24 protein-coding genes and 1 pseudogene are annotated in these 26,048 nt (G+C 26.4%); 18 read left to right on the top strand and 7 right to left on the bottom strand.

Annotation, left to right across the window (positions count from 1 at the left end):
- Positions 1-6 precede the first annotated feature (6 nt).
- The 10 genes and pseudogenes from BPP43_RS03570 (at position 7) to BPP43_RS03525 (ending at position 8,650) form a co-directional block, all read left to right on the top strand.
- Positions 7-1,926 (top strand): hypothetical protein, encoded by a 1,920-nt coding sequence (locus BPP43_RS03570; RefSeq protein ID WP_015274189.1) that lies wholly within the window; start codon positions 7-9, stop codon positions 1,924-1,926.
- Positions 1,927-1,943: 17 nt separating this feature from the next.
- Positions 1,944-2,141, top strand: a complete 198-nt coding sequence (locus tag BPP43_RS03565; RefSeq protein WP_015274188.1) for a hypothetical protein — start codon at positions 1,944-1,946, stop codon at positions 2,139-2,141.
- Complete coding sequence (locus BPP43_RS03560) at positions 2,138-2,533, top strand: sigma factor-like helix-turn-helix DNA-binding protein (RefSeq protein WP_014936421.1); 396 nt, start codon at positions 2,138-2,140, stop codon at positions 2,531-2,533. The genes BPP43_RS03565 and BPP43_RS03560 overlap by 4 nt, the downstream gene beginning before the upstream one ends.
- Before the next feature lie 402 nt (positions 2,534-2,935).
- A pseudogene (locus BPP43_RS03555) lies at positions 2,936-3,528 on the top strand (glycoside hydrolase family 19 protein).
- A gap of 3 nt (positions 3,529-3,531) precedes the next feature.
- Positions 3,532-3,957 carry a hypothetical protein gene (locus BPP43_RS03550; protein WP_013244393.1) on the top strand — a complete coding sequence of 142 codons (426 nt, stop codon included), beginning with the start codon at positions 3,532-3,534 and terminating at the stop codon, positions 3,955-3,957.
- 24 nt (positions 3,958-3,981) lie between these two features.
- Positions 3,982-4,518 (top strand): hypothetical protein, encoded by a 537-nt coding sequence (locus BPP43_RS03545; RefSeq protein ID WP_015274186.1) that lies wholly within the window; start codon positions 3,982-3,984, stop codon positions 4,516-4,518.
- A gap of 37 nt (positions 4,519-4,555) precedes the next feature.
- On the top strand, positions 4,556-6,364 hold the full coding sequence (locus tag BPP43_RS03540; RefSeq protein WP_015274185.1) for a hypothetical protein: 1,809 nt from the start codon (positions 4,556-4,558) through the stop codon (positions 6,362-6,364).
- Positions 6,365-6,375: 11 nt separating this feature from the next.
- Positions 6,376-6,585: a hypothetical protein gene (locus BPP43_RS03535; RefSeq protein ID WP_015274184.1), complete on the top strand. Its 210-nt coding sequence runs from the start codon at positions 6,376-6,378 to the stop codon at positions 6,583-6,585.
- A gap of 25 nt (positions 6,586-6,610) precedes the next feature.
- Complete coding sequence (locus BPP43_RS03530) at positions 6,611-6,835, top strand: hypothetical protein (protein WP_015274183.1); 225 nt, start codon at positions 6,611-6,613, stop codon at positions 6,833-6,835.
- A gap of 651 nt (positions 6,836-7,486) precedes the next feature.
- Positions 7,487-8,650, top strand: a complete 1,164-nt coding sequence (locus BPP43_RS03525; protein WP_015274182.1) for a tyrosine-type recombinase/integrase — start codon at positions 7,487-7,489, stop codon at positions 8,648-8,650.
- 893 nt (positions 8,651-9,543) lie between these two features.
- Here the strand turns inward: BPP43_RS03525 and BPP43_RS03520 are convergent.
- Both BPP43_RS03520 and BPP43_RS03515 read right to left on the bottom strand, forming a co-directional pair.
- Positions 9,544-10,644, bottom strand: a complete 1,101-nt coding sequence (locus BPP43_RS03520; protein ID WP_181893527.1) for a SpoIID/LytB domain-containing protein — start codon at positions 10,642-10,644, stop codon at positions 9,544-9,546.
- Positions 10,645-10,771: 127 nt separating this feature from the next.
- Positions 10,772-12,586, bottom strand: a complete 1,815-nt coding sequence (locus BPP43_RS03515; RefSeq protein ID WP_015274179.1) for a glycoside hydrolase family 10-like protein — start codon at positions 12,584-12,586, stop codon at positions 10,772-10,774.
- 201 nt (positions 12,587-12,787) lie between these two features.
- Here BPP43_RS03515 and BPP43_RS03510 point away from each other — a divergent pair, with 201 nt between their 5' ends.
- Together BPP43_RS03510 and hisS are read left to right on the top strand one after the other, a co-directional pair.
- A complete protein-coding gene (locus BPP43_RS03510) occupies positions 12,788-14,068 on the top strand; it encodes a hypothetical protein (protein ID WP_013245138.1) in 1,281 nt (426 codons plus the stop codon).
- 41 nt (positions 14,069-14,109) lie between these two features.
- On the top strand, positions 14,110-15,357 hold the full coding sequence (hisS, locus tag BPP43_RS03505) for a histidine--tRNA ligase (protein WP_014933039.1): 1,248 nt from the start codon (positions 14,110-14,112) through the stop codon (positions 15,355-15,357).
- Here hisS and BPP43_RS03500 read toward each other — a convergent pair.
- Positions 15,354-16,634: an ankyrin repeat domain-containing protein gene (locus BPP43_RS03500; RefSeq protein ID WP_015274177.1), complete on the bottom strand. Its 1,281-nt coding sequence runs from the start codon at positions 16,632-16,634 to the stop codon at positions 15,354-15,356. The genes hisS and BPP43_RS03500 overlap by 4 nt on opposite strands.
- 177 nt (positions 16,635-16,811) lie before the next feature.
- Between BPP43_RS03500 and ftsY the strand changes: the two genes are divergently transcribed.
- Entirely contained in the window at positions 16,812-17,771 is a 960-nt protein-coding gene (gene ftsY / locus BPP43_RS03495) for a signal recognition particle-docking protein FtsY (RefSeq protein WP_015274176.1), read from the top strand.
- Between the two features lie 17 nt (positions 17,772-17,788).
- Positions 17,789-19,057 carry a 3-phosphoshikimate 1-carboxyvinyltransferase gene (gene aroA / locus BPP43_RS03490; RefSeq protein ID WP_013245142.1) on the top strand — a complete coding sequence of 423 codons (1,269 nt, stop codon included), beginning with the start codon at positions 17,789-17,791 and terminating at the stop codon, positions 19,055-19,057.
- Positions 19,058-19,064: 7 nt separating this feature from the next.
- On the opposite strand, the gene BPP43_RS03485 is transcribed toward aroA, so the two are convergent.
- On the bottom strand, positions 19,065-19,787 hold the full coding sequence (locus tag BPP43_RS03485; protein WP_015274175.1) for a polyprenol monophosphomannose synthase: 723 nt from the start codon (positions 19,785-19,787) through the stop codon (positions 19,065-19,067).
- 61 nt (positions 19,788-19,848) lie between these two features.
- Positions 19,849-20,880, bottom strand: a complete 1,032-nt coding sequence (locus BPP43_RS03480; RefSeq protein ID WP_015274174.1) for a hypothetical protein — start codon at positions 20,878-20,880, stop codon at positions 19,849-19,851.
- Between the two features lie 204 nt (positions 20,881-21,084).
- Here BPP43_RS03480 and BPP43_RS03475 point away from each other — a divergent pair, with 204 nt between their 5' ends.
- The 3 genes from BPP43_RS03475 to BPP43_RS03465 are packed head-to-tail and all read left to right on the top strand — an operon-like array spanning position 21,085 to position 22,565.
- Entirely contained in the window at positions 21,085-21,534 is a 450-nt protein-coding gene (locus BPP43_RS03475) for a Spy/CpxP family protein refolding chaperone (protein ID WP_013245145.1), read from the top strand.
- 9 nt (positions 21,535-21,543) lie between these two features.
- On the top strand, positions 21,544-22,098 hold the full coding sequence (locus tag BPP43_RS03470) for an RNA polymerase sigma factor (RefSeq protein WP_014935839.1): 555 nt from the start codon (positions 21,544-21,546) through the stop codon (positions 22,096-22,098).
- Positions 22,095-22,565 carry an anti-sigma factor family protein gene (locus BPP43_RS03465; protein WP_013245147.1) on the top strand — a complete coding sequence of 157 codons (471 nt, stop codon included), beginning with the start codon at positions 22,095-22,097 and terminating at the stop codon, positions 22,563-22,565. Before BPP43_RS03470 ends, BPP43_RS03465 begins: the two co-directional genes overlap by 4 nt.
- A gap of 2 nt (positions 22,566-22,567) precedes the next feature.
- Here the strand turns inward: BPP43_RS03465 and BPP43_RS03460 are convergent, their stop codons facing one another.
- Together BPP43_RS03460 and BPP43_RS03455 are read right to left on the bottom strand one after the other, a co-directional pair.
- Positions 22,568-24,052, bottom strand: a complete 1,485-nt coding sequence (locus BPP43_RS03460; RefSeq protein WP_015274173.1) for an ATP-binding protein — start codon at positions 24,050-24,052, stop codon at positions 22,568-22,570.
- Between the two features lie 78 nt (positions 24,053-24,130).
- Positions 24,131-24,613 carry an ATP-binding protein gene (locus BPP43_RS03455; RefSeq protein WP_013245149.1) on the bottom strand — a complete coding sequence of 161 codons (483 nt, stop codon included), beginning with the start codon at positions 24,611-24,613 and terminating at the stop codon, positions 24,131-24,133.
- A 196-nt stretch (positions 24,614-24,809) separates the two neighbouring features.
- Between BPP43_RS03455 and mtnK the strand changes: the two genes are divergently transcribed.
- On the top strand, positions 24,810-26,006 hold the full coding sequence (mtnK, locus tag BPP43_RS03450; protein WP_015274172.1) for an S-methyl-5-thioribose kinase: 1,197 nt from the start codon (positions 24,810-24,812) through the stop codon (positions 26,004-26,006).
- The last annotated feature ends 42 nt before the right edge of the window (positions 26,007-26,048 follow it).

Raw genomic sequence — 26,048 nt, 5'->3', positions numbered from 1 at the left:
TTATGAATGCTTAAAAGTTTCGCCAATATTATAGAGCTTGATATTTCTAGCCCTGATACTAAATTAATATTTGCACCTTCTGGAGGTGTGTGGATTGCCAGCATTAATGAAATATATTCATCATACAGCAATTCATATTTTAATGAATTATTTAATATTAAAGAAAGTGAGTTATATAATTTATTTAATATCGGTTCTATAAGTGTTGATAATGATAGAGGATATGTAGAAGTATTTTCTTTAGAAGCTCTATATAAACAAAATAAATCTTACTATCAATATAAAAAAGATAATATTAGTTATATAGCTATACATTTTAATAACTTTGAAACTATTTATAGCAAAAAGAATATTATTATAAATATAAAAAAATTATTCTCTACTCGTGAATGGCTTGATAGTAATAATGATTTTATTACTGAATTAAATAATATGTATATAGAGCCTAGAGTTGAGGAAATAGATACTGCAGATATAGAAGGAGATTCACTTGCATTTGACACTATTCAAACAAATGAAATGTCTGTTACTTTAAGAAATGAGGATGGGCTATTTGATGATTTTGCTAATTTATATGGCAATAGATTTTTAGTTAGGCAGATATTTGACAGCAGTGATTTTGAGGATTCAAAGATAATATTCTCAGGTTTTATTCAAAAGCCTGAATATTCTTTTTTAGAAACAGTAACTATTACTGCATCAGATATGAGAGCTTCTTTCTCTACTGAACTTCCTAAAAATGTTTTCAGTGAAAAAGAATATCCTGATTTAAAAAACTTCCCAGAGAATGTAGAAAGCGGTGAAGATAATATTGATACATGCAGAACTTTAGCAGCAGGGCATGGCATTACAGTAAAATTAAAGCCTATAAAATATTATACTCCTGATATATTAAACCCTGATTTAATACCAGAGGTAATTTTTGAAATATGCGACACTTCAAGGCATGCTATAGAAAATATTGTTAATAGGAATGACAAGCTTGATAATAATAAATTAAAACCGCATGTATATTTTATAGAAACACCAGAAAGTGAAAATGAAATATTAGAAAAGAACGGAACAGTTATAAGCGGTGAATTAGAAATCTTTATTCCTGAGTTTAAAGATTATAACGATGGAAAAGGAAGTCAAAGAGTCTGGACTTTAGATAAAGAAAAAGGTCAATTAATTTTTAGAGGACATAAACAAGTACATTCTATAACAGATACTAATGATAATTTATATGAAATATATGCTGAAATAGATATTCCGCCTTATAAATCTTTAACTTTAATGAGGGAGGTTTTAGAAGATTATGAGAACATAGCATACATTAAAGAAAATTATAACATAGAGAATTGGCAGCTTGAAGAAGAACGTTCAAGGGAAATAGCCGTTCTTCTTGATAATGATAACAAAAAGACTACACTTGATTTAATAGGGGAACTATCTTTTTTAGAGCAAGGAAGATTAGAAATCTATGATAATAAAATAGATTTCATTAGTACAAGGTTTCGTGAGAATAAAGCTAAATACAAATTAAAACAATACTGCATGGGCAGGGTTGATAAGACAGTAGAAAGCGATGAGTATTTATCAAGCTGCAGTATTAAATATGATTTATTAAAATCAACATATAAAAATACTGAGTTTGAAGAAGAAGCTAAAAAGAAGCATAGAATAAATGCTCATGAAGAGTTTGAAACTTTATTAAAACTAAAAGAAGATGCTATTAGCTTATCTAACGAAATAATGAAAAGCAGATACTTGCTAAAAGAATATTATACATTTGAATATTATGAAACTTTAGATTTTCTAAAGTTGTTTGATATAGTAGAAATAGAATATGAAAGAGAAAACGGAAGTTATTATATAAAACCATGTCTTTGTGAAATTATCAAATTAAACATATTTGATAATGTAATAAAGCTAAGACAAATATAAAAACAGGAGTTTATATAATGACATCATTGGGCGTTTTAGCCATAAGCGAAATGGATACAGATGATATAGCATATAGAATAGATTGCTATAATTGCATAGAATTAAAAATAGATATAGAAAGAGTAGCTGAGAAACTTAATATTAAAAAGCCATTTTCTGTAAGAGATGCAATTGAAATATCTGATTATATGAATATGGAGGATAATAGGTTATGAAAGATATAAGTTGCAATATTTGTGATAAAAGAGAAAAATGCACTAAATTATGTCCTTCAATGATAGAGCATTTACAAACAATTAGCGGCAAAAAATTATCATACTTAGATATGACGTCTTATAATTCTGATAAAAATATAGATGATGTTGAAGATTTAAGTTTATATACTTATGGTCTATCTAAAGTTCAAGAACGTGATGTGAAACGTATTATAATTGCAATACTTCCTAAAGATCATATAGAAGTATTAAAATTATATTCCAATGGATATACTCAAAAAGAAATCGGCGAAAAATTAAATGTCAGTCAAAGCAGTATTTCACAGAAATTAGAACATATAAAAAAATCTTTAAAAGATAGTATTGTAGCAGTTTTATCATATTTAGTTTGAATTATCCTTATATTTTTCATTAATAGGTATAAATAAAGATATAAGGATAGATTATGTCAAAAACTGATGTAAAAGAACTTACTAAAAAAAGAAACTGCATTAATAGAAAAATATCTCAAATTAAAAGATGAAGAGAAAAAAAATAAAGAAAATATTGAATCTATAAAAGAAGATGTTATTAAGATAGTAAGTGCCCATAACAATAAAATAGAGTATGATGGTCGCAGTATTATAAAAGGAAAAAAGGTAACATATCGATATAGCGAGGCTATAGAAAATATAGAAACAGAACTTAAAGTTCTAAAAGAAAGAGAACAAACACTTCAAATAGCAAATGTATCTAAAACAACAGAATATGTAAAAGTTTATGATCCTGAAGAAGATGATAAGGAGTAATTTTATATGCTTAATGAAAATATTTTAGAAAAAATAGGTATAAATAAGAAATGGCTTGATCCATTAAATAATGCTTTTAATAAATACAATATTACAGACACTAAAGAAGCTGCAATGTTTTTAGCACAAACAACTCATGAAAGTAATAATTATAAAAGACTTGAAGAGAGCTTCAAATATACTCCGCCAAGACTTTATGATGTATTTAGAAAAAGAGTTGGAAGTTTAGAAAATGCTAAACAATTATGTCTTCAAGGAGCTGAAGCTATAGCTAATTTTGTTTATGGCGGACGTTTAGGCAATGCTGAAGATGAAGGCTATAAATATAGAGGCAGAGGAATAATACAGCTTACTGGAAAAAGTAACTATAAGAAATATGGTAAAAAAATAAATGTTGATTTAGTTAATAATCCAGATTTAGCAAAAAAAACAAACAATGCAATAGAGATTGCATTATTATTCTGGCAGGAGAGAGGCTGCAGTTTACTTGCTTGTCAAGGAGATGTGAAGGGTGTTACTAAACTTATTAATGGCGGATATAACGGACTGGAAGACAGAGAAGAAAGGTATAAAAAATATTAAAAATATTAGAAGGTTAATAAATGTCCCCTAAAAAAACAACTCAAACAGCTTCGCAAGAAAATACAATTAGTACTCTTGAAAAAAGATTAATGCATGTGGAACATACTGTTGGTATAAATGAAGATGGCACAAAAAATGGCAACGGTCTTATACATAAAATAGAAGAGGTAAAAGAACAAATTAAAAACCTCAGCGATGATATAAAAAGTTATGATACATATTTAGATAATTTATCAGAAGATATAATTAAAATAGATTTTAGATTAGAAAGACTGGAAACTCAAATTAAAGATTTTTTAGATGAATTAAAAGAAATAAAAAAGAGTTTAGAAGGTAATATCAATATTAACACTTTAAGTAATATTCGTAAAGCTATAGTGGGAATTGCTGCCGTCCTAACAGGATTAGGAACTATAATAGGTTTTATAATTCATTTTGCTAAATAATAAAAAATAATAGGAGCTAACATGATGCCAATAATAACTGCTTTTTTAAGCAAAATAGACAAGAGAATATTTATAGCTATTGGAATAGTTCTTTTCGTAGCTATTTTTATTATATTAATGGCTGTTAAAGATAGTGAAATACGTCAGAAAGAAAAAGAGATTGCTGAGTATCAAGAAAATATTAATGGCTTGGAGCTTAAAACTCAAACGCTTCAAAGTGAAATACAATTTATACAGGAAAATCAAAAGTTGCAAAATAGCTTTAGTAATTCAGATGCTATAATTAAAAATATAGATAAAGAATCACTAACAAGGATAGAACATGAAACATTTAATAGCATATCTAATAACTTTTATAATTATTTTAATAATATTACCTTCCTGTCAAGCACAAGTAAAATATGTAAAAATACCGCTTTCTACTCCACCAGAAATATTCATTATAAAAGAGGCTACAAACAGACAGGATTTAATGAAAAGATATCAAGAGAGTATTATAAAAATAGGAGAGTGGCAAATATGGTACAACGCCCAAGTTGGAACGAATTATTTTTACTATAAAAAATAATGCCAAAATAGGAATTATAGGAGCTTCATTATGCCATTAGAAAAACCTGATATTTATAAAGAAGTGCAAACCCTTCAAGATGGTGAAACTGTATATGCTCAAGATCATAATCAGATAATAGCAAATATAGAACAATTAAAAGGCGGCAAAGCTAATGAAGCTCCTGTATCTAATATTAAAGAATTAAAAGAGATATTAGATAAATTAACAACAAATGGTTCTCTTAATGCTTCTAGTATTTACTTTGATAATACAAAAGCTCAGCTTAAATATATAAAATATAATTTCCCAAAGTTTAAGTTAGATATACCAGAAAAATATGAAATAATATTTACCGATGGTGAAGGCGAGAGAGTATGTCAGGCATTTATAGAAAACCTAAATGACGGCACATATAGATTTAATTCTAATATATCAGATTATTATTGTAATATTGGTTTTGGCGGAAGAATAATATTTGTTTCGGCATTTAATACACCAGAAAAAATGTATTCCATCCTTTCTCAATTTTTTGATGTAAATATAAATAAAGTTTATAATTTAGATAGTGATGAGGTTAGCGTATCTACAATTTCTGAAGAAGATATTTTCTTCAATATTTCAATAAATAATAGAGAATTATGTTTCTTTATTATAATAAAGAATAAATACTTAGCTGCAAATAATTACAATATTTTTTTAAATATAAAAAATAGAGTATTAAATAGATTAGATAGAAATCTATTTTTTAGTAATAATTTACAGCCTCCTTTTTTTAGATTAGAACTAGTAAGAAAAGACAATAAAGTAAAAGTTATAGGATCTTATCAGCATATTAGCGGTATATCTTCATTGATATGCTATAGTCCTATATTAGAAAAATATTTTAATATTATAGGCAGTAATGATGATTTAATAAATACTGATGGAATTACTTCAAGTTCAGGAAAGCCCAAAAAGTTTGGATTTATGAGATATAATGATCAACCTTATATTTACTGTTTAAAAATAGCTAATCAGGATGGTACTAGAATATCTCAAAATGAAATAATAACTTTTGATTTAACTCCTGACAAAAATGCTGAAATAGAAGTTACGGAAAAAGTAATAGAAAATATTCAAGATGCTCTAGAAGCATTAAGTGATAATTATGGCAATGATTTTGATTCACCGCTTGAAGAAAAAATATCTAATTTTAATATTGTTTCATATTTATTCAATCCTACAATAATTGATAATAAAGTTAAAGATTGCAGTCAATTATTACTTGTAAAAAATGCTGATAATTCTTATAGCTTGAAAGGAAATATAGAATTGTATAAAAATGCCAATAGCTCGTCTTCTATGATAATAAAAACTGCAAATACAATAAATACAATAGGCTGCGATATAAAAAATATAATACCTTATACAATGACAGATAATTTATATATTGCTAGTTTAGCACATGAGAATTATATATATCTCATGATACAAAAAATAAATGAAAATCCTGTTATTGAGGAAAGTTTTGATAATATAAAATTAATAGATAGTAATATAGTATTGTTTAATAATAAACTTGTAAATGAAATGTCCTCTACAAAAGTAAGTGATGATTTTGGAATAGTATATGAAGGTGGAAAGTATAAAATAAAAGGGCAATTAACTTTCTCAAATGAAGAAGCTAGTTTTAATTCTATTACAAACAATGGTATTTCAGATTTCTTTGAAAATAATGAAGAATATAGTATTAATACAAATGAAGGCACTTTAAAAGCAATTTATCATAGAAATAATAATATTATGTGCGGACTAGAGTTTCAGGGAAATGCTGGAACTACTTATAATATAGATTGGGTTTTACCTAAACAAATATAAAAGGAGTTTATATGTTAAAATTAATTTTAATTTCTTTAATAGGTATTTTTGTTTTTTATAGTTTTATATCTCTAGGCAAATATTATTATAAGTTCATGAATGCGTATGCTGGAACTTATGAAAATAGATTAAAAGCTTTTATAAAAAATAAGACTTCCATATATTATTTTATTAGATCGGTTTATGGAAGTGTAATGTTTTTTATTGCTATGATATTATAAACTATTTATTTCTAAGGATTCATTTATGTTAAATTGTTTTAAAGATTTAATATCATCTTCAAAAACAGGGCATTTATCATCTATGCGTTTAATAAGTTTATTAGGTTCTGCCGTAATGCTTGTTTGTGTATCTTTTTTAGTTTTTTCTAAAGATGAGAGGCTTATAGAGGCACTTCCTTTTTTTATTGGTGGGTTATTAGGACTTGCTGGTTTTAAAAGTTATCAAGCTAAGTTTGAAGGAGATAAATAATTTATAACACTTTTTAATTTGTAAATGATTCTTTAAAAATAAAAAACTTTTTGATTTATAACATTATTAATATAATAATAATAAAAACTTATATTTAACATATATTAATATATTAGTATGATCTCAACCTTTAGTTTTTACACAGCAACTTCTAATATGGTATTTCTCATTTGCTAGGGCAGCGGAAGTTTTTTAAGAGCTTCTGCTGTCACCTCCATAAAAGCTTATATTCATCGCATACTAATATCTTTGTTCATTATTATTCATTATTCCTTTTTTAATATTTTTTCTTTAGCAAGCTAATAGCAGCAACTTAAAAAGCTTCTGCTATTAGCTCTCCTATAATCTCAATAATTTTTTATAATCTAACAAACTACTCTTATTAATAAAACCTTTTTTATTTAAAAATATTTTTTATGTTTTGCTGCAACTAAGTATTGCAACAAAACATAAAAATAGATATGAGAAAGAAATAGAAATTATTATAAAAATAATAATATAATAAATATTTAACTTGTCAATTATTATTAAAAATAAATAAACCGATAATATATACACAAATTAAAATAGCTCTGTTTTTATTATAAAAAAACGTTGCCAAACTTTTTAATTAAGGCATGTATATGCCTAATAAAAAATGGAGCTATTTTTATGAAAACAATAGAATGTCTAAAACTATATGATAATAATAATTCTAATTTAATTATTCAATATCTTGAATATTCTAAACTATATAAATCAAAAGCAACTATACAGATTTATTCAAGTTGTCTAAAAAGATTTTATGATTTTTTATTTTTTTATTATGACAACCGACAATCTGAAAATACTCAATCATACTATACTACAGTACTGTATAATAAAGTAGATAGAAAATGCATTGAAGACTATATAGCTTATCAAGTTAATAAAAAAGTAAGTGCTGATTTTATTCACTGCATGATAATGGCAGTCAAAAATTATTTTAAATATTTACTTAAGTTAAAAAAAATAAGTACAGAAACTTTTTTTGATATTTTTGATGAGCTTAAAACTCCAAAGATAATTGTAAAAAAACAACTCTTAATAAAAGCCGATAAAACTTTATCTATCACAAAAGCAATAGCCGAAAAATCAAAATCACCAAATCTATTTTTTTTAGATCAAAGAAATATCTTTATGCTTTTGCTTATGTCTAATACAGGCATTCGCAGAAAAGAGCTTGCCTGCATAGACATAACAAACATCAATATGAATAATAATACCATAACTATTTATAAAACGAAAGGGGATAAACCGAGAATTATTTCTTTTTCTGATTCAATAAAATCTAAATTAATTGAATACTTAAAATTAAGAGAAGAAAGATTAAATCGTAAAAATAAAAAGCATAACATGTTATTCATTAAAAAAAATAGTGAGCCTTTGAATATAAATACTATAAGCACAATAATGGATATCATCTCTAAAAAGACAAATATAAAAGTTACCTGTCATTCTCTACGAAGAGGCTTTGCAACTGATATGGCAGAAAGCGGAACAGACATTTATGTAATATCAAAAATGCTTGGGCATCAAAATATTAATACAACAGTATCAAGATATATTTATGTTATGGCTAGCATAATAAAAGAGGCTATGCAAAATCATCCATTTGCCAAAGATAGAGAAAAGCAAAATAGTACGAAACAAGACTGTGCTAATTCAGATAAAAATATAAAAAGTGCTGAAGCTGAATCAATAAAAAATATGCTTGATGAGTGGAAAGATTTATCTCAAAAAATGAATGATATTATAAATCATCTGCCCAGAGAAACAGATTTAAAAAAGGCTTAAAAAAATTGCATATATATATAAGTTAAACCACCATTTTGTTGAGTTACCAGTCAACAAAATGGAGTGTGCCTAGTCAACAAAATGGAGTGTGCCTAGTCAGCAAAATGGAGTGTGCCTAGTCAGCAAAATGGAGTATGATCAGTCAACAAAATGGAGTATGATCAGTCAACAAAATGGAGTATGAGTTTAAAGATTATTTAAAGACTTTTAAATATTAACTTAATGACTTATTAAAGACTAAACTAACTAACTTATGCAGATTTTTTATTTTTTGAATAAAAGCTAAAGCAAAAAAATATTTTAATGCTATTGCGATAATATAATATAATTTTGCTGATAGAATATTTATTACAATGCCTTTATTTGAAGCGTAGAGCCTTATTTTAGGGACTTTTTTACTTCGGTATACATTTACATATATCATTTCAAAAATCGCCGTTTATAGCCGTATTTTAAATTTTTAAAAAAATATATCTTTTTCTTGACTTTAAAATTATTTTGTGTATAGTAGTTAATGCAAACTAAAATAAAAATGCATCAAGAACAAAAGCCTGAGAAACTTTTGAAGCATTAAAGGGTAGAAAATGAAAGACGATAGAGGTATAATACTATCTTCTAAAGAGTTGTATACTCAGAAGAAAATAAAATGTAATAGTTCTTTTAATTTAATAAGCTTGAAATGCGGTACAAGTGTGAAAAACTATCACTCAAATAGTTTCTATCCTGCTTGTATTTTAGTTTGCAATAAAAATAAAGCCTTGTACCGCTTTCTATATATCTTTTTGATTTTAAAATTCGTTAAAATATTTATTAATTTACTTTTGAAATAAATTTTATAAATAAAAAACGCCCTTTAATAAAAGAGCGTTTATATTTAATTATTAAAAAATAAATTAATTTTCAATCCATATATCTGGTTCAAGTTTTATATTTACTTTATTGTAATCAACTATTTCTATTCCTTTGTAGTAGAATTTCAAAATTTCTTTATAGTCTTTTTTTACTTGAGCCATACCAAATGCTCCCCACTGACACATACCAACACCATGTCCGCTTCCTTTACCAGTGATTATTATTCCATTATCAACTTTCTCTATATTAAACTGTAAAGAAGGCACTATTGCAGGAGATAATTTATTTCTGAAATCTCTTGAAGGTATATCTTTTTCATCTATTTTTATATTTAAAGCCTTTCCAGATTTAGGGTCTTTATTTACTTTTATAGAAGAGTTTTCATTAGCTTCTAAAGCAAAATCATTATTTAATTCCTTATAACTTAAAGCATTAGTCCAAGGTTTTATTTGAGCATTACAATAAGGACATTCAATTCCTTCTAAATAAGGTACATTAGCACCAAACACATTTTTAGCACTGTCAGTATATCCTCCGCATAAAGCACTAAAATATGTAGCTATTACTTTATTATTATATACAGCTATTTCAGATTTTGTTCTGTCTACTGCCTGTTCTGTGTTCCAATTAATTTTTTCTCTGCCGTTATATACTTGATATTTTGTAGTGTTGTCAACATCAAACGGTTTTTGCTCATTGTTTTTTAATATATGAAATATAGCATAAGTACGTGCTGCAACAGCTTGTGCTTTTAATGCTTCCATAGGCCAAGAAGGAGACATTTCATGAGGTAAAACCCCTTTAACATAATCTTCAATATCTAGTTCATTAATTACTATCATAGTGTTGTTGTAAGGTATAAACTTTAATGAACCATAATATTCTTTGCCATTTAATGTAAAACCGTCTTTAGTTTCAAAAACTATTCCCTCTTTATAAACTCCGACATCATTAACTTTTAAGCCTAATCTGTTTTCTACAACTTTTACTGTTTCATTTGTTAAGCCTGATATTATTTCACTTTCATATTTATAATTGTATGCTTTGTATGGACCTTTTATATTTATTGTATATGGAGCTTTTACATCAGTTAAATATACTTTAATATTATTAATTTGAGCGAATGCAAAAATAGAATTAATTATAAATAAGACTAATATTAGAAATAAAAATCTATTTAATTTCATAAATATGTTTCTCCTCCAAAGGTTTTATGTAAATTTTTTATCGTAAATTAATATCGGAAGTTAATAAAAGTACTTGATATATTTATTGTATTACAAGATATTCACTTTCATTATGTATTCTGTCTAAAGCAGTAACATAATATATATATTTAATATTTTTATCTGCTTTTTCATCTCTATAAACTATCTTACAATTAGTATTAAAATCTTCTCTTCTTATTTTATCTATAATCTCTAGTTTGCCGTCATTTAGTTTTTTTCTATATATAACATAATAAACTGAAACGCCATTTAAAACATGAGAGTATTTATCAAGCTTATATTCATTAGGGTCTGTAAAACTAATTACATTTACACCAAAAGATTTTTTAAGGCTTGGATTTTCTAATTTTAGCGGAGGAGTATTAATATCTTTCATAGTGTTCATCGTTGGAACTACCGCTTTGAATATATAGTTATTTTTCTTAATATTTTCAATAGCCTTATATCCATAATCTCCAGTGCCTACATCATTTAAATACATATTATGCATAGTAAAAAATGAGGAGCCTTTTATATAACCTTTACCAACATATCTTATATAATCAACTTGCTTAGACATTACCCATACATCTTTCCAAGGTTCATATTTATCTTCTCTTCCCATTTTGTATAAAGCATGCCCTATATATATGTCAGCGATGTTTTCTTTATTTGTAGATTTGCTTGCTTCATCTATCCACCAATTAACCATTTTATCGAAAGGTACTGTTTGATGCGAAGAACTCCAATAAATTTGCGGAATAATAGCATCAATATACATCTTGTTTAATCCGTCTTTTTCTGTGGCATTACTAAGTGTTGTAGTTTGCTCTCCATTTAGCATCCAAAGTAAAACATCAGCATGCAAAGCATCAAAGTTCGGATTATATGATTTACTGTCGCTTCCATTAATATCGCCCTTATATTCGCTTAAAGGCTCTTTATTTCTCCAAACTCCAGCAGGAGATATAGTCCATTTTACATAAGGCTTTCTTGATTTTATTTCTTTATATATGCTGCTTACTAAATTATTAATATTATTTCTTCTCCAAGCATATAATCCATCAACTCCATAATCATCATAAGAAGTATTATTAGGGTCATAACCTAAATTGCTTGCATATTTTGAAGAGCTTACACTATCAGGCCAATCTCTATATGTTTTTCCGTTTAATGAGTTTTGATAAAAATAGTCATCAAAATGAATGCCGTCTATATCATAGTTTTCAACTACTTCTATAATAGAATCCATTACATATTTTGAACTTATAGGCTCACCTGGGTCTAAATATAGTCTATTATCATACCAATGAACAGGCTTAAGTCCGTTTGATACATATGTGTGAATAAAGTTTTTTTTGGAAAATTGCTCTTCATAGCTTTTATTTGTATCGTATTTTAATGATATTCTGTATGGGTTAAACCATGCATGAACTTCTATATTTCTTTTATGAGCTTCATTTATTATAAACTCAAGCATATCTGTTTTAAATGGATAATCATCTCTTTCATCTTCAGGATTAATACCAAAAAAATATCTGGTAGTAGGGTTGATTTTTGATTTAAATATAACTCCGGCATCTGGCTTAACTTGAACAAATACAGCATTAAAATTATTGTTATAAAGTGTATCTAAATATTTTATTATTAAAGCCTTTTGTTTTGATTCGCTTCCTCCCATGATAGGCCAGTCAATATTTGCAACTGTTGAAAACCAAGCTGCTCTAAACTCTCTATACATAGGGTTTTGGCTTCTGTCTTCATCTATACTTTCTAAAAGCATTTTATTAATGATTTTATCATCTTTATATTCTATACTTTGACATGATAAGATAATTGATAATAATATTGTGAGAAATAATATTTGTTTTTTCATAAATCCTACAAAATAAAAATTTATTTATTAGTCTCGGTATTTATATATAAACTATTGAGGTAATTATAATTTGCACTTGAAAAATATTTATTATGATATAAATTTGTATTATAATTCTAGTTTTTTGCATATGCTATTATTTTTATGTTTTTTATGACGATAATGAATAATAATATATGTAACTATTGAGGAAATAAAATAATGAAAAAGATAATTTCTATAATTTTAATGATATCTATCTTATCACCTTTAATGGCTCAAAATAACTATACTTTTCCAGAATATATGGAAAGACTTCAAAGAGATGTACCTAAAAAGGCTATACAATGGTTTGAAGAAAATGGATATTCTGATGCTTATGGTGTGGATAAACGTATATTTGCTTTTTATAGAGGTATAAGCAGATATCATAAATATGCTAGATATAAAGGCACTATAGATGATGCTAATAGAGCTGCAAGTGATTTTAGACAAGCTTTAGAAATACCTAATGATAATGTATTTTATTTTAACAATAGAGCTATGTTATATTTAGGAGGACTTCTTGCTACTATACCGGGAGATAAAGAATTGCCTGCTAGAATATTTAATTATTATATAGCAAATACTAGCCCATTTGACCCTGATTATCCTACTTCAGTATATTGGGCATTGTATTTAAATTATCTTGATAAAGAAACATATAATACTTATTATAATAGATTGGTTTCACTTCAAGAAACTCAAGTTTATCCTGTGGCTATAATATATGATTATGCTACAGCTACTTATAAAAGTATTCCAGAAATGTTAGCTAAAATACCTGCTCCTAAAGATGTAAAACCTAATACTTATCAATGGACACAAAATGGTATGAATATATATACTTTAGTTAGCGATTCTGTGCCTATTATACCAGAAGATAAAGTTTTGCCTACATATGGCGTACAGGTTTCTCCTTCTTTTGAAGAATATCCTCCTGCAAGCAGAGTACCAGACCCAGGCGATAATAGAAGAAGACTTATAGAAGAGAGAGAAGTTTTAGAGAAAATATTCACTGAAAAGTTTTATATTGAAACAAATGAAACTGTAACTAATGATATTATTACAGATGATATATTTACAAATACTGTAGTTACAAATGAAATGATAAATACTAATGATATTGTTACAAATGACTTTATTACTAATGAGATGGTTACTAATGATATGATGACTAATAATACTATAGAAACTTTCTCTAATGTAGAAACTTATACTTTGAATGTGGTTGTAGATAAAGTTAATACCTATGATAATGTTAGAATAAATATTGCTGGAAAAGAATATAATATTTCTAATAATAGTTTTACAATTGATTTGCCTGAAGGTGAATATGATGTACAGATTTATGTAGCTAATAAGATGTATAATAATAAAGTAAAAGTAACTAAGGGTTATTATAATTTGCTCTATATAGAAGTGAAAGAGGGTAAATTAGTTAATAATATGAATAATCAATAGGTATTTAAGCATTGTTTAAATAATTAATAATTGGAGATATGATGCTTAATATAAAAAAACCTAGAGGTACAAATGACTTTTTTTATGATTCTTCCGAGAGGCTAGAGTTTATAGAAAATAAAATAAAAGAGATAGTAAGATTATACGGTTATAAAAGGATAAGAACGCCTTTATTTGAGTATACTGACCTTTTTACTAGAGGTATTGGAGAGGGTACTGATATAGTTGGAAAGGAGATGTTTACTTTCGAAGATAGGGGAGGACGTTCTCTTACTTTAAGACCTGAGGGTACTGCTTCGGTTGCTCGTGCTTATGTTGAGAATTCTTTGCAAAATGAATATGCTATTAATAAGCTCTTTTATTTGGGCACTATGTATAGGGCTGAGAGACCTCAAAAGGGCAGATATAGAGAGTTTAATCAATTTGGCATAGAATGTATCGGAGGAACTTCTCCTGTAATAGATGCTGAAGTTATAGCTTTAAATATCAACATATTAAAAGAGTTTGGCATAGATAATGTTAATTTGCTAATTAATACTGTTGGATGCAGTAATTGTAAACCCAATTATAATAAGGCTCTTAGAGAAGCTATTGGAGAGAGAAAAAACGAGCTTTGCGAAACTTGCCAAAATAGATATGAAAATAATATTTTAAGAATATTAGATTGTAAAAATGAAAAGTGCAAAGAAATATTAAAAGATATACCAAAGTTTTATGATTATGTATGCGATGAATGTAAAGAGCATTTTGATTCTTTATGTAATGAGCTTACTAAAATTAATCAAAACTTCACTATAGACAATATGCTTGTACGCGGGCTTGATTATTATACTAAAACCGCTTTTGAAGTTCAAACTAATGCATTAGGTTCACAGAGTGCCATACTTGGAGGCGGCAGATACGACAATTTGATAGGGCTTTTTAATTCTAATAAAGATGTTCCTGCTGTTGGAAGTGCTATGGGGCTTGAGAGACTTCTTATAGTGCTTGAAAACAATAACAATATTATAAATGACAGATTAGATGTTTTTGTTATAGCTTTTAAAGAGACTCAAAATGAAGTATTGAATATTATGCAGCTTCTTAGGGCTAAAAATATTTCTTGTGATTTTGATTATAATATTAAATCTATTAAAAATCAGTTTAAATCTGCTAATAAAAGAAATGCTAAATATGCCTTAATAGTAGGTGAAGAAGAATTAAAAAATAATAAGTTTAAGCTAAAGAATATGGATACTAGTGAAGAGAGAGATGTTGCTTTATCTGATATAGCTAAATTTATTAATTAATTCATACGGCTGCTTTCAAAGAAGTTTCTAATATTTTCATTTTTAGATTTTTTTGCTAATTCTATTGAAACATTATCCACGGCAGCACCATTTCTTACAAGAAGTTTGCATATATCAAAGTTTCCAACTTCTATTGCAATATTTAATGGACTGTAATTTTTATTTTTATCTCTCAAACTTATATTAGCACCATTATCTATTAAAGCTTTTGCTAATTCTGTATTATTATTTTTTATTGACATATGCAATGGGCTATAATATTTATCTATATGGTTTAAATCAGAGCCTTTGTTTATAAGTTTTAGAGAATTATTATAATCATTATTTTTTACTGCTATATTTAATGCTGTTTCATTATTTTTATTTGTAATATTAACATTTACATTTTTTGCTAAAAGCATGTCTATTACTTTGCTGTAGTCTTTAGATTTGCTTGCATTAATTAATGCTAAATGCAAAGGTGTGTTTCCGTTAGTTTCTTGTAAATTAATATTAGCATTATTTTCTAAAAGTATTTTTACGCTTTCTGTTTTTTTATTTGCATTAATATCTAAAATATAATGCAAGCTTGTTTGAAAATATGAATTAGTATTGTCTATATTAGCACCAAGAGAAATAAGAGTCTTCATAGATTCTATAGCTCCAACACCAGAAGCATAATGAAGCATTGTATTTGTATCTTTAGTGTCTACATCTATACCAAGCACTCTTACTAAATAATTTATATTTTCTACATTATCACCAAAAATAGCAGCTTTCATTATTGATATAACATCTTCACTATTCATAAGTAAGTATATGTTTTTATCCAAATATACTTTTAATATTTTTGAGTTAGAATATCTTGAAGCTACAAATTCACTTCTTGGTTTTTCTATCATCTTAAAGTTAATATTAGCTCCATAATCTATTAATAGTTTTAATGTTTCAAAATTGTTGTATATTGCAGCAATATCCATAGCAGAAAAATATGAAGCATCTATAGTTTCATTGCTTTTTATAATCTTTGTATTTTTATCTAATAATTTATTTAAATCTAAATATGGAGAGTTTTTTAATGTTTTTATAGAATTGGTTTGGTTGTTTTCTGCTGCTATATGTATTAAAGAGTATCCTCTCTCATCTTTTATATTTGGATTAACATTTTGGCTTAGCATATTTTGTATAGTTTTTATGTCGCCTATTTTTACAGCATTAATCATTTTATTTTCATTTTCTGTTAGTGCGTATGATATGTTTATTATTAAGATATATAGTATTATCAGTTTTTTTATCATTATTATTTTCCATTATTATAAATTATTATACTATTATAAATTATAATTTTATTATGTAAACTAAAACTTTTGCATTTTATTTTAGTAAAATACAGTATATTAGAAAATTACATAACTTGAAAAAATATTAATACTTTATATAATATCTCTAATAATTTTTTAGTGGAGAACAAATAGATGCAAAATTATTTATTATATATAATAATAGCCATTGTTGTTATTTTGGCTTTAATAATATTATTGGTATTAAAAAATAAGTCGAAAAAACCTCAAGTATCTTTAACAACTTCAAAATCAAAATTTTCTCTATCCTCATTATTTAATAAATCATCAATTAATGATGAGTTTTTTGCAAGTTTAGAGAATATGCTTATAACAGCAGATGCAGGAGTTGAAACTACAAAAGATATTATTTCAAAATTAAGAGATATTGTAGAAAAAGAAAATATAAAAGATTCATCAGAAGTAAAAAAGCATTTAAGAGAGATTTTAATATCTAAGTTCATAAATAAAAAAATAGAATTAAAAGAAAAGAATATATTATTTATAGTAGGTGTAAATGGAGTAGGTAAAACTACTTCAATTGCAAAACTAGCAAATATATTAAAACAAAATCATAAAATAATTTTAGCAGCATCAGATACATTTAGAGCAGCCGCTATAGAACAGCTTGAAGAATGGGCTAATAGATTATCTGTAACTATAGTTAAAGGTCAGCAAGCAGGAGACCCAGCTAGTGTATTGTTCTCTGCTTTAGATAAGGCAAAAGCAACAAATGCTGATATAGTAATAGTTGATACGGCTGGCAGATTTCACAATCAGGATAATTTAGTTAAGCAATTAGAAAAGATGAAAAAAATAGCTACAGAGAGATTTAGTGAATTTAATTTTGTGCCTATACTTGTATTAGATGCTAATGTTGGGCATAATGGTATAGAGCAGGCTAAAGTATTTACTAATGCCTTAAATATACAAGGAGCTATTGTTTCAAAATTAGATAGTTCTGCTAAGGGCGGAGTTGCTATAAGTGTGGCTCATTATTTATCACTTCCTATATATTATGGAGGATTTGGAGAGAAGGTAGAAGATTTTAGAGAGTTTAATGCTGAAGAGTTTATTGATTCTATTTTACAATAATTGTTTTGGAGATTCGTATGTCTTTAGTAATAAAACCTTCTTATGATATTTATGGTTCTGTATATATACAAATAAGTAAAAGTGATGCTCATAGGGCTTTAATATCTGCTGCTCTTTCTAAAGATATAAGCATATTAAAACCTTGGATGAAAAATGTAGGTAATGATATAGAAGTAACAAAGAATGCTGTTTCTAATTTTGCTGACTTAGTTCCAGAATTAGATTATTTGAGGGTAATTCCTAAAAAAGATAATTCTATTAATGATATAGTAGTGGACGTTAAAGAGTCTGGCACTAGTTTAAGGCTTCTTATTCCTATAATGTCTGCACTTAATATTAATACAACATTTATTGGCTCTAAAAAACTATTTTCTAGACCTATATCGGTATATGAACAGATATGGCAAGCACAGGGTTTATTTTTTGATAAAAAAGAAGATTCTCTTACAATAAAAGGTCAATTAAAAAGCGGAGATTTTACAATAAAAGGTAATATCAGCAGTCAGTTTATAAGCGGTTTATTATTTGCTGCTCCTTTACTTGAGGGTAATTCTAAGATTATAATTGAAGGCGAATTAGAATCATCTCCTTATGTATTTATGACATTAAAAACATTAAAAGAAGCAAAGATAGAAATATCAAAAAACATGGAAAACTCACTTATAGAAATATATGGCTCTCAAGAATATTCTGCACTTAACTATGAAATAGAATCTGATTGGTCGCATGCTGCTTTTTTTGCTGCTGCTGGTGCTTTGGGAGGAGAGGTTACTCTTTACGGATTAAATAAATATTCTATACAGGGTGATAAAGAGATACTAAATATATTAAAGTTTATGGGAGCTTCTATTAATTGCAATGAAGATGGTTCTATTACAGTTAAAAAAATGGGAAGACTTCATGCTATGGATATAGATGTATCAGATATACCAGATTTAGCTCCAATAATTACAGCATTAGCTTCTACTGCTAAAGGAACTACAAAACTATATAATGCAAGCCGTTTAAGATATAAAGAAAGCGATAGAATTAATGACTTAAAAGATAGTTTCACTAAAATAGGAGCAAAAATAGAAGTAACAGATGATGAAATATATATAGAGGGTGTTGAAAAATTAGAAGGCGGAAATACTACTTCCCATAATGACCATCGTATAGCTATGGCATTAAGCGTTGCTTCTACTATATCCAATAATGATATTATTATAGATGATGCTGAGTCTATTAATAAATCTTCTTTTAACTTTTTGGAACAGTTCAAAAGTATAGGTGCTAAAATAGATTAATATATTATTATTTATTAAAATATTTTGATTTATCTCTAAATCTTAAACGAACAACTCTAAATAATGCTTCAGCTATTATATTTTTAGACATTTTGGATTGTCCGCTTCTTCTTTCATAAAATATAATAGGCTCTTCTGCTATCTTTTTACCATTGCTTTCAAAAGAATAATTCATCTCTATCTGGAAAGAATATCCAGCTGATAAAATATTGTCAAAGTTCATAGTTTTTAATACAGATACTCTAAAGCATTTAAATCCGCCAGTAATATCCATTATCTTTGAACCTAATATAAATGAAGCGTATCTATTTCCATAGTATGATAAAAATAATCTTCTTAAAGGCCAATTAACTACACTAATACCATTACAATATCTTGAACCTATAACTAAATCCAAATTCTCTTTTTCCATTCTATTAACAAAATTAACAACAAAATTAGGGTCATGAGAAAAATCTGCATCCATCTCTATAACATAATCAGGATTATACTGAAAAGAATGTTTAAACCCAGCTATATAAGCAGGTCCAAGTCCCTCTTTTTTTTCTCTCTTTAATAAATGAACTCTATTATTATCTAAATATTTCTCAACAATACTTGCTGTGCCGTCTGGACTATTATCATCAACTACTAGTATTTCTATATATTCTGGAAGTGCTAATACGGTATTAAGCATTTTCTCTATATTGTCGCTCTCATTGTAAGTAGGTATTATTATTATAGCTTTCATTTAGATTCCCAATTTTTTAGATTTTGAATTATTATATATTATCTTTCTTATGTTTTCAATATTATTTAGAATAATTATCAAGTTCATTACAAAACTTAACAAAGTCTTCATAAACGGTGATAGACTGCAAATATCTTAAATCTATCATTAAACCAGAATCTATATGCTTAAAAAACTCCACGTCCCATAACTCTGTTTCTACAAATCCTTTTTTATAATCATATTTATAATATTCAAACTTATAATAAAATGTTCTAAAATATTTTACTTTAGCAAAGCATAATTTATATATTCTAAATATTATTCCAATAGTATCATTAGTATTAAAAAACTTATCTGTAAAAATTAATGCTTTATGAGAGTTTTCTTTCTCTTGATACCATTTATCATTTTCTTTTATTAATTCATATTTTTTGATTATGTTTTCCTTATCGGCAGAGTATAGAGAGTTGTAGTTATAATCATATCTTACCATTTTATTGTTATAATCTATATCTTCACATATTATATAAAATGTTTTAGTATCTGTATGTATATTTATTTTTATATTAGAATCTTTATAATTTTCATCTGCTCTAAAAACATCATATTCTGATGGGCAAGCATTAAAATGTGTGTCACATTCTATATGTATTACATTTTTAAATATTATTTCTATATCATGATAGCAAGATAAATCATTACTTCCTACAATATGCAAGTCTGTTTTATAATCATTAATCATAAAATCTAACCACATATTATCTTTAATTGACTCATTAATTTTTTTTAATGTTTTTTTTGCTTCTATAATATTTATGCTATTAATATAGTTATAAAATTCTTTTTCTAAATATGTAATATTATTAAATGCTAATTTATCTTGATGTTTAATTATTTTTATATTTATATTGTTATCAAAAAATAGTTCATATTGAAAATTATCATTAGTTATTATTATTTTATCATCTTCTTCTGTAATATTTGCTTTATTGTTATTTTTTTCTTTAATATGCTTTGCTAATTTATATAATATGTTTTTATCAATTTCTTTTGAATTATTGGATATATTTATTATTTTATTATTATTATCAAGAGATAGTATTTTATACATATATGATAACCCTAATATTTTAATTATATGTTTTATTATATATAAAAATAGTATTAATTGAAATAGGTTGTTTATCTAATTTTCATTAAAATACTTTGTAAATAATATAAAATATATATAAAAACAGGGAACTTTTTTCGATATATATACGTCTAATATTTTGTAATAAAGAGATATATTTGATTAGAGAGGTTTAGTTAGTACATGAAAAAAAGGCTTATATTATTATTTGTATTATTATTTTCATCACTTCTTATTGCTCAGCCTTATGGACCAGGACATGGCAGAGGAATGAGAGGCGGCGGCAGGGGAATGCATAGAGGAACTGATAAATTGGGTCCAGATGCTTTACGTTTTTTACAAATGGCTGGCATAGTATTAACAGAAGAGCAAACAAAGAAAGTTTATGATATAGCTATTAAATTTGTACAAGAAGAAGAAAGCATTAGACTAGAAATAGAAAAGATAGATTATAGTATAAGAGAAGAACTTATTAAAGATAATCCAAACAGAAATATGCTAAAGAATCTTATTAAGTCTAAAAAAGATTATGAAGCAGAGAGAGATTATTTGAAAATGGTTCGAGATTTAGATATAATAAATGTATTAACACCTCAGCAAAGATCTCAGCTTCACAATTGCAAAATGAGGTAATTATTTTTTATGAGTGGTGTAGAGATGGCGTTTGATGAAAATAATTTTTTAGAAGCCTTTAAAAAAGGAGATGAAGAGGCTTTCAAAGAGCTTATGGAGGCTTACAAAAAACCTTTAATTAATCTTGTATATTCTCTTATTTCTAATTATGATGAGGCAGAAGAGATTGTACAAGATGTTTTTGTAAGTTTTTATATAAAGAGGGAGAGCTTTGAAGGAAGGTCTAAGATTTATACTTGGCTTTATAGGGTTTCTTTCAATAGGGCAGTTGACCATATAAGAAAAAAAGAGAGAGAAAAAAGATACAGACTTAAAGAATACAGAAATGCCCAAATGCAGGAAGCTCATGATAATGACAGTATAAATAAAATCATTATAGCAGAGAGTTTATCTAAATTGGAAGATGATTTTAGAATACCTCTTATGATGGCAGAATATGAGAATTATTCTTATACTGAGATATCTGAGAAATTGGACTTGCCTGTTAATACCGTAAGAACAAGGATATTTAGGGCAAGAAAGAAATTATTAGAAATAATAAAAAAAATGGGGGTAACTTTATGAACAACACACATGAGTATTATGAAATGCTTATTAGCAGATATAAAGATAATGATTTAAATGATGAAGAAATAGCAGAAATGGAAAAACATTTGCATGAATGTGCTGAATGTAGAAAGTTTAAAGAAGAAATTTTTGCTATGTCATCTATTTTAACTGGGAAGATGCCCATAGAAGTAAATAACACAAAAAAGAAATTTAAATTCGTACCTTATATTGCTTCTATAGCAGCTATGTTATTGATATTTGTTGGAATAGGTGTAGTTATTAACAATAATAATAATACAGCATCTGCTCCAATAGTAGCTTCAACATCTGTTTCTCAAGAACAAGAAGAGAATGTATATAGCGAAGATGGCTACAGTGATTATGCACTTTTATCTACATACTTTGATTATGCCGAAGAAAATCAAAGCACTGAAGAAGACAGCATAACAGTATTATCTGCTTATATGGCTTATATGGAATAAAATTAATTTTTGGAAGTGTTTACAACTCCAAAAGGTATTCTTAATTTTACTATAGTACCTGCACCTTCAGAGCTATCTATTGTAATTGCACCTTGCATAGTATCAAGAAGATCTTTGACTACAGATAAACCTATTCCTATTCCGCCATATTCTCTTTCAAACCTTGAATCGCTTTGATAGAATGGTATAAAGATTTTCTTTAATTTGCTTTGCTTTATTCCTTTGCCTGTATCTTTTACCGTAATTTCTATTTCATTTGGTATGATGTTTTGCATAGAATGATAATTAAATAAGTCTGGTGATAAATCTATAACTTTAGTTTCAATAGTATCAAGCATTCTAACGTTTATAGATATTGTGCCGGACTTTGTAAATTTAAAGGCATTAGAGACTATACCTTCCATTATCAATCTAAATCTCTCTTTATATCCTATTAGAGTCTTACAATTTTCTTCTATATTTATTTCTGTATTAATATCTTTTGGGTATAAAATTTTATATCCTTCTATTATTGAGTTTAATTCATCTTCAACATTAAATTCAGAAGTATAACTATAGCTTTCATCATCTTTAATGGCAATCTGTATTAAATTATTATTATTATCATATAGTTTTTTTATACTTCTAGATATAACATTAATAGCCTCTTCTTTTTTATCTTCAGCTAATGTTTTTCTTTTTAATAAATTAATATACCCCATTATCTCTGTAAATGGGTGTCTAAGCTCATGAGTGATAGTAGCTTTAAACTCTCTTATAAGCTTATTATAATAATTAACACTTTTTTTCAAAGAGTTTATTTCATTAAATAAAGAAACTAATCTTTTTTGTAATATATCAGTATGTTTTTTTTGCTGTTCATATAGTATTGAAAAATAAAGTCTGTTTAAGCCTATTTCTGTACCAGCATTTTTTATTATTCCTTCTTTGCACCATTTTATAGCCTCAGTAAACTCCACAAAAAAAGAATCAATATTTTCTTCCATAACAGAACCGTCAGTTTTTACTTTTTTAGGTTTTAATCCTGTTATATCGCATGTGGCAATATTTATTCTCTCTGTAATAATACCAGAAGAGCTGTAATATTGATGTCCTAAAACTTTAATATTCTTTATATTGACACTATATCCTGTCTCTTCTTCCAATTCTCTTTGAGCACATTTTCTTATACCCATATTACTGTCTTTCATGTTAAGTTCATCTTCTTCGAGCATACCAGCTGGAAACTCTAAAAATGACATAATATTTTCATCTATTTCGCCAGCACTTTTATTATTTAATACTTTTTCTTTATAGTATACTACTGGTCTGAAATTTTTAATCATAAGCACATGCATTTGATTATCTATATAAGCATATGGAACTATTATAACTGCATCAGAGCCTTTTCTGTTAATGATATCGCAATTATATTCTTTTGAAAAACTTCCGTCATCATATTCATTTATAGCTATAAATCTTTCTAATGTAACAAAACCAGTATCCAATTTTATTTCAGGAGATTTATGAAAAAATTTAGTATCTTTGGACTTTTTTTTTATTTAGCCATAATAGTGTTCTCTTTTTTATGTATTTTTATTGAATTTTTTAATGAGAGTAATAACATTGCCTTTTTTATTATGTTTTACTTCATCAAAATATGATTTTATTATTATAATTCCTCTTCCGCTTTCTCTTGCAAAACCATCATCTTTAATTGTTTTTAATGCTTTGTTTATATTAAAGCCTTCTCCGCTATCTTTTACTGTGATTGTGATAGTTCTATCATTTTCATTTATGTCTAAAGTTAATTCTATATTGGTATTTTGAGCAAGTTCGCTTTTTAGTAATTCGTTTAGTTTTTTATTATATATATTTTTTTGAAGCCACTCTTTTTTTTGTTCATACAATATATTGAGATTGCCATGTTCTATAGCATTGATTATTACTTCATATAATGCTGATGAAAAGAGGTCAGTATCTATTATGTATTTATCTATTCTTAGACATATATTTTCTATGAGTTTGCTTATATTATCTAAATCATTATCTAGTATATACTTTTCCACTTCAAAACAACCCTGTAATAGCTTTATTAGAAAGTATACCATTATAATGATATTATATCAAATTTAATATTTATATTTTTTTATAAAGTATTACTTATTAAATGTAATTTTTATATTGTATAATTGTATTTTAGTGGTATTTTTTGCGTTTTATTAATATAATATTAAGCATAATACTAGTTTAAGGATATAAACAATGTGTAAATTTGATAAGCATTTCTTGATGAGTACGGAAGATGTAAAGGAATATTGTAAAAAAGTCTTAAAATATTTTAATGAAGATGAAGAAATTGAGGCTATTGAAATAGGGGACGGTAATATAAATTATGTGTTTAAGGTTTTTAGTAAAGATAAATCTATTATAATAAAACAGGCTGATGAGTTTTTACGTTCTTCTGGCAGAGCTTTAGATGTTTACAGAAGTAAAATAGAGGCAGAAATATTAAAAATAGAGTATTCTTTGTCGCCTAATCATATACCTAAAGTTTATTCTTATGATGAGAATATGCATGCTTTGGCTATGGAAGATATATCTGATTATAAAAACATGCGTAAAGAGTTATTAGAAGAAAAACAGTTTGATAATTTTTCTGATGAGATTGCTGACTTTTTATCTAATGTTTTGCTTCCTACAACTGATTTGGTAATGGATAGGGCAGAAAAAAAAGATAATGTGAAGCTTTTTATAAATAAAGAATTATGCGATATCACAGAAGATTTAGTTTTAACAGAGCCTTATTATAATTATAAAAATAGAAATATAATATCTAAAGGACAAGAAGATTTTGTAGAGAAGTTTTTGTATAATGATGAAAGCTTAAAGTTTGAAATATGCAAATTGAGAGATAGGTTTATGAATTATTCTCAGGCACTTATACATGGGGATTTGCATACAGGCTCTATATTTATAAATCAAAAAGGCGTAAAGATAATAGATCCAGAGTTTGCTTTTTATGGACCTATAGGATACGATATTGGTAATGTTATAGGAAACTTATTTTTCTCTTTGGCTAATAAAACTTATTTTTCTAATAATAAAGATTTTGTTAAATGGATAAAGAAAACAATAATAGATACATTTGATAAAATAAATATTTCTTTAAGAAAAAAGTATGATGATATAGTTACATTTAGTCTTTATAAAAATGAGAGTTTTAAAGAATATTATTTGAGTTCTATATTATCAGATTCTATAGGATATGCAGGCACAGAAATGATAAGAAGAACTGTAGGAGACTCTAAGGTAGCTGAGATATCATCTTTAGAATTATCTGATAAAAAACTTATTATGGAGAGAGCATTAATAAAAACAGCAATATTATTTATAAAAAATAGAAATACTATAAACGAAGGAAAAAAATTAATAGATATATTTGAGTTTATAAAAGAGTGAGATTTTATAGATAAATAAACTTTTAATACTAAAAAGGCTTAA

This window comes from Brachyspira pilosicoli P43/6/78 (assembly GCF_000325665.1).
In the GTDB taxonomy this organism is placed as follows: Bacteria; Spirochaetota; Brachyspiria; order Brachyspirales; family Brachyspiraceae; genus Brachyspira; species Brachyspira pilosicoli.
This window is presented reverse-complemented; position numbering and strand designations above follow the sequence as displayed.

What these genes read in the sequence shown, in the direction of transcription:
- BPP43_RS03570 (WP_015274189.1), top strand. Translation starts at nt 7, where the DNA reads ATGCTTAAAAGTTTCGCCAATATTATAGAGCTTGATATTTCTAGCCCT.
- BPP43_RS03565 (WP_015274188.1), top strand. Translation starts at nt 1,944, where the DNA reads ATGACATCATTGGGCGTTTTAGCCATAAGCGAAATGGATACAGATGAT.
- BPP43_RS03560 (WP_014936421.1), top strand. Translation starts at nt 2,138, where the DNA reads ATGAAAGATATAAGTTGCAATATTTGTGATAAAAGAGAAAAATGCACT.
- BPP43_RS03550 (WP_013244393.1), top strand. Translation starts at nt 3,532, where the DNA reads ATGTCCCCTAAAAAAACAACTCAAACAGCTTCGCAAGAAAATACAATT.
- BPP43_RS03545 (WP_015274186.1), top strand. Translation starts at nt 3,982, where the DNA reads ATGCCAATAATAACTGCTTTTTTAAGCAAAATAGACAAGAGAATATTT.
- BPP43_RS03540 (WP_015274185.1), top strand. Translation starts at nt 4,556, where the DNA reads ATGCCATTAGAAAAACCTGATATTTATAAAGAAGTGCAAACCCTTCAA.
- BPP43_RS03535 (WP_015274184.1), top strand. Translation starts at nt 6,376, where the DNA reads ATGTTAAAATTAATTTTAATTTCTTTAATAGGTATTTTTGTTTTTTAT.
- BPP43_RS03530 (WP_015274183.1), top strand. Translation starts at nt 6,611, where the DNA reads ATGTTAAATTGTTTTAAAGATTTAATATCATCTTCAAAAACAGGGCAT.
- BPP43_RS03525 (WP_015274182.1), top strand. Translation starts at nt 7,487, where the DNA reads ATGAAAACAATAGAATGTCTAAAACTATATGATAATAATAATTCTAAT.
- BPP43_RS03515 (WP_015274179.1), bottom strand. Translation starts at nt 12,586, where the DNA reads ATGAAAAAACAAATATTATTTCTCACAATATTATTATCAATTATCTTA.
- BPP43_RS03510 (WP_013245138.1), top strand. Translation starts at nt 12,788, where the DNA reads ATGAAAAAGATAATTTCTATAATTTTAATGATATCTATCTTATCACCT.
- hisS (WP_014933039.1), top strand. Translation starts at nt 14,110, where the DNA reads ATGCTTAATATAAAAAAACCTAGAGGTACAAATGACTTTTTTTATGAT.
- BPP43_RS03500 (WP_015274177.1), bottom strand. Translation starts at nt 16,634, where the DNA reads ATGATAAAAAAACTGATAATACTATATATCTTAATAATAAACATATCA.
- ftsY (WP_015274176.1), top strand. Translation starts at nt 16,812, where the DNA reads ATGCAAAATTATTTATTATATATAATAATAGCCATTGTTGTTATTTTG.
- aroA (WP_013245142.1), top strand. Translation starts at nt 17,789, where the DNA reads ATGTCTTTAGTAATAAAACCTTCTTATGATATTTATGGTTCTGTATAT.
- BPP43_RS03485 (WP_015274175.1), bottom strand. Translation starts at nt 19,787, where the DNA reads ATGAAAGCTATAATAATAATACCTACTTACAATGAGAGCGACAATATA.
- BPP43_RS03480 (WP_015274174.1), bottom strand. Translation starts at nt 20,880, where the DNA reads ATGTATAAAATACTATCTCTTGATAATAATAATAAAATAATAAATATA.
- BPP43_RS03475 (WP_013245145.1), top strand. Translation starts at nt 21,085, where the DNA reads ATGAAAAAAAGGCTTATATTATTATTTGTATTATTATTTTCATCACTT.
- BPP43_RS03470 (WP_014935839.1), top strand. Translation starts at nt 21,544, where the DNA reads ATGAGTGGTGTAGAGATGGCGTTTGATGAAAATAATTTTTTAGAAGCC.
- BPP43_RS03465 (WP_013245147.1), top strand. Translation starts at nt 22,095, where the DNA reads ATGAACAACACACATGAGTATTATGAAATGCTTATTAGCAGATATAAA.
- mtnK (WP_015274172.1), top strand. Translation starts at nt 24,810, where the DNA reads ATGTGTAAATTTGATAAGCATTTCTTGATGAGTACGGAAGATGTAAAG.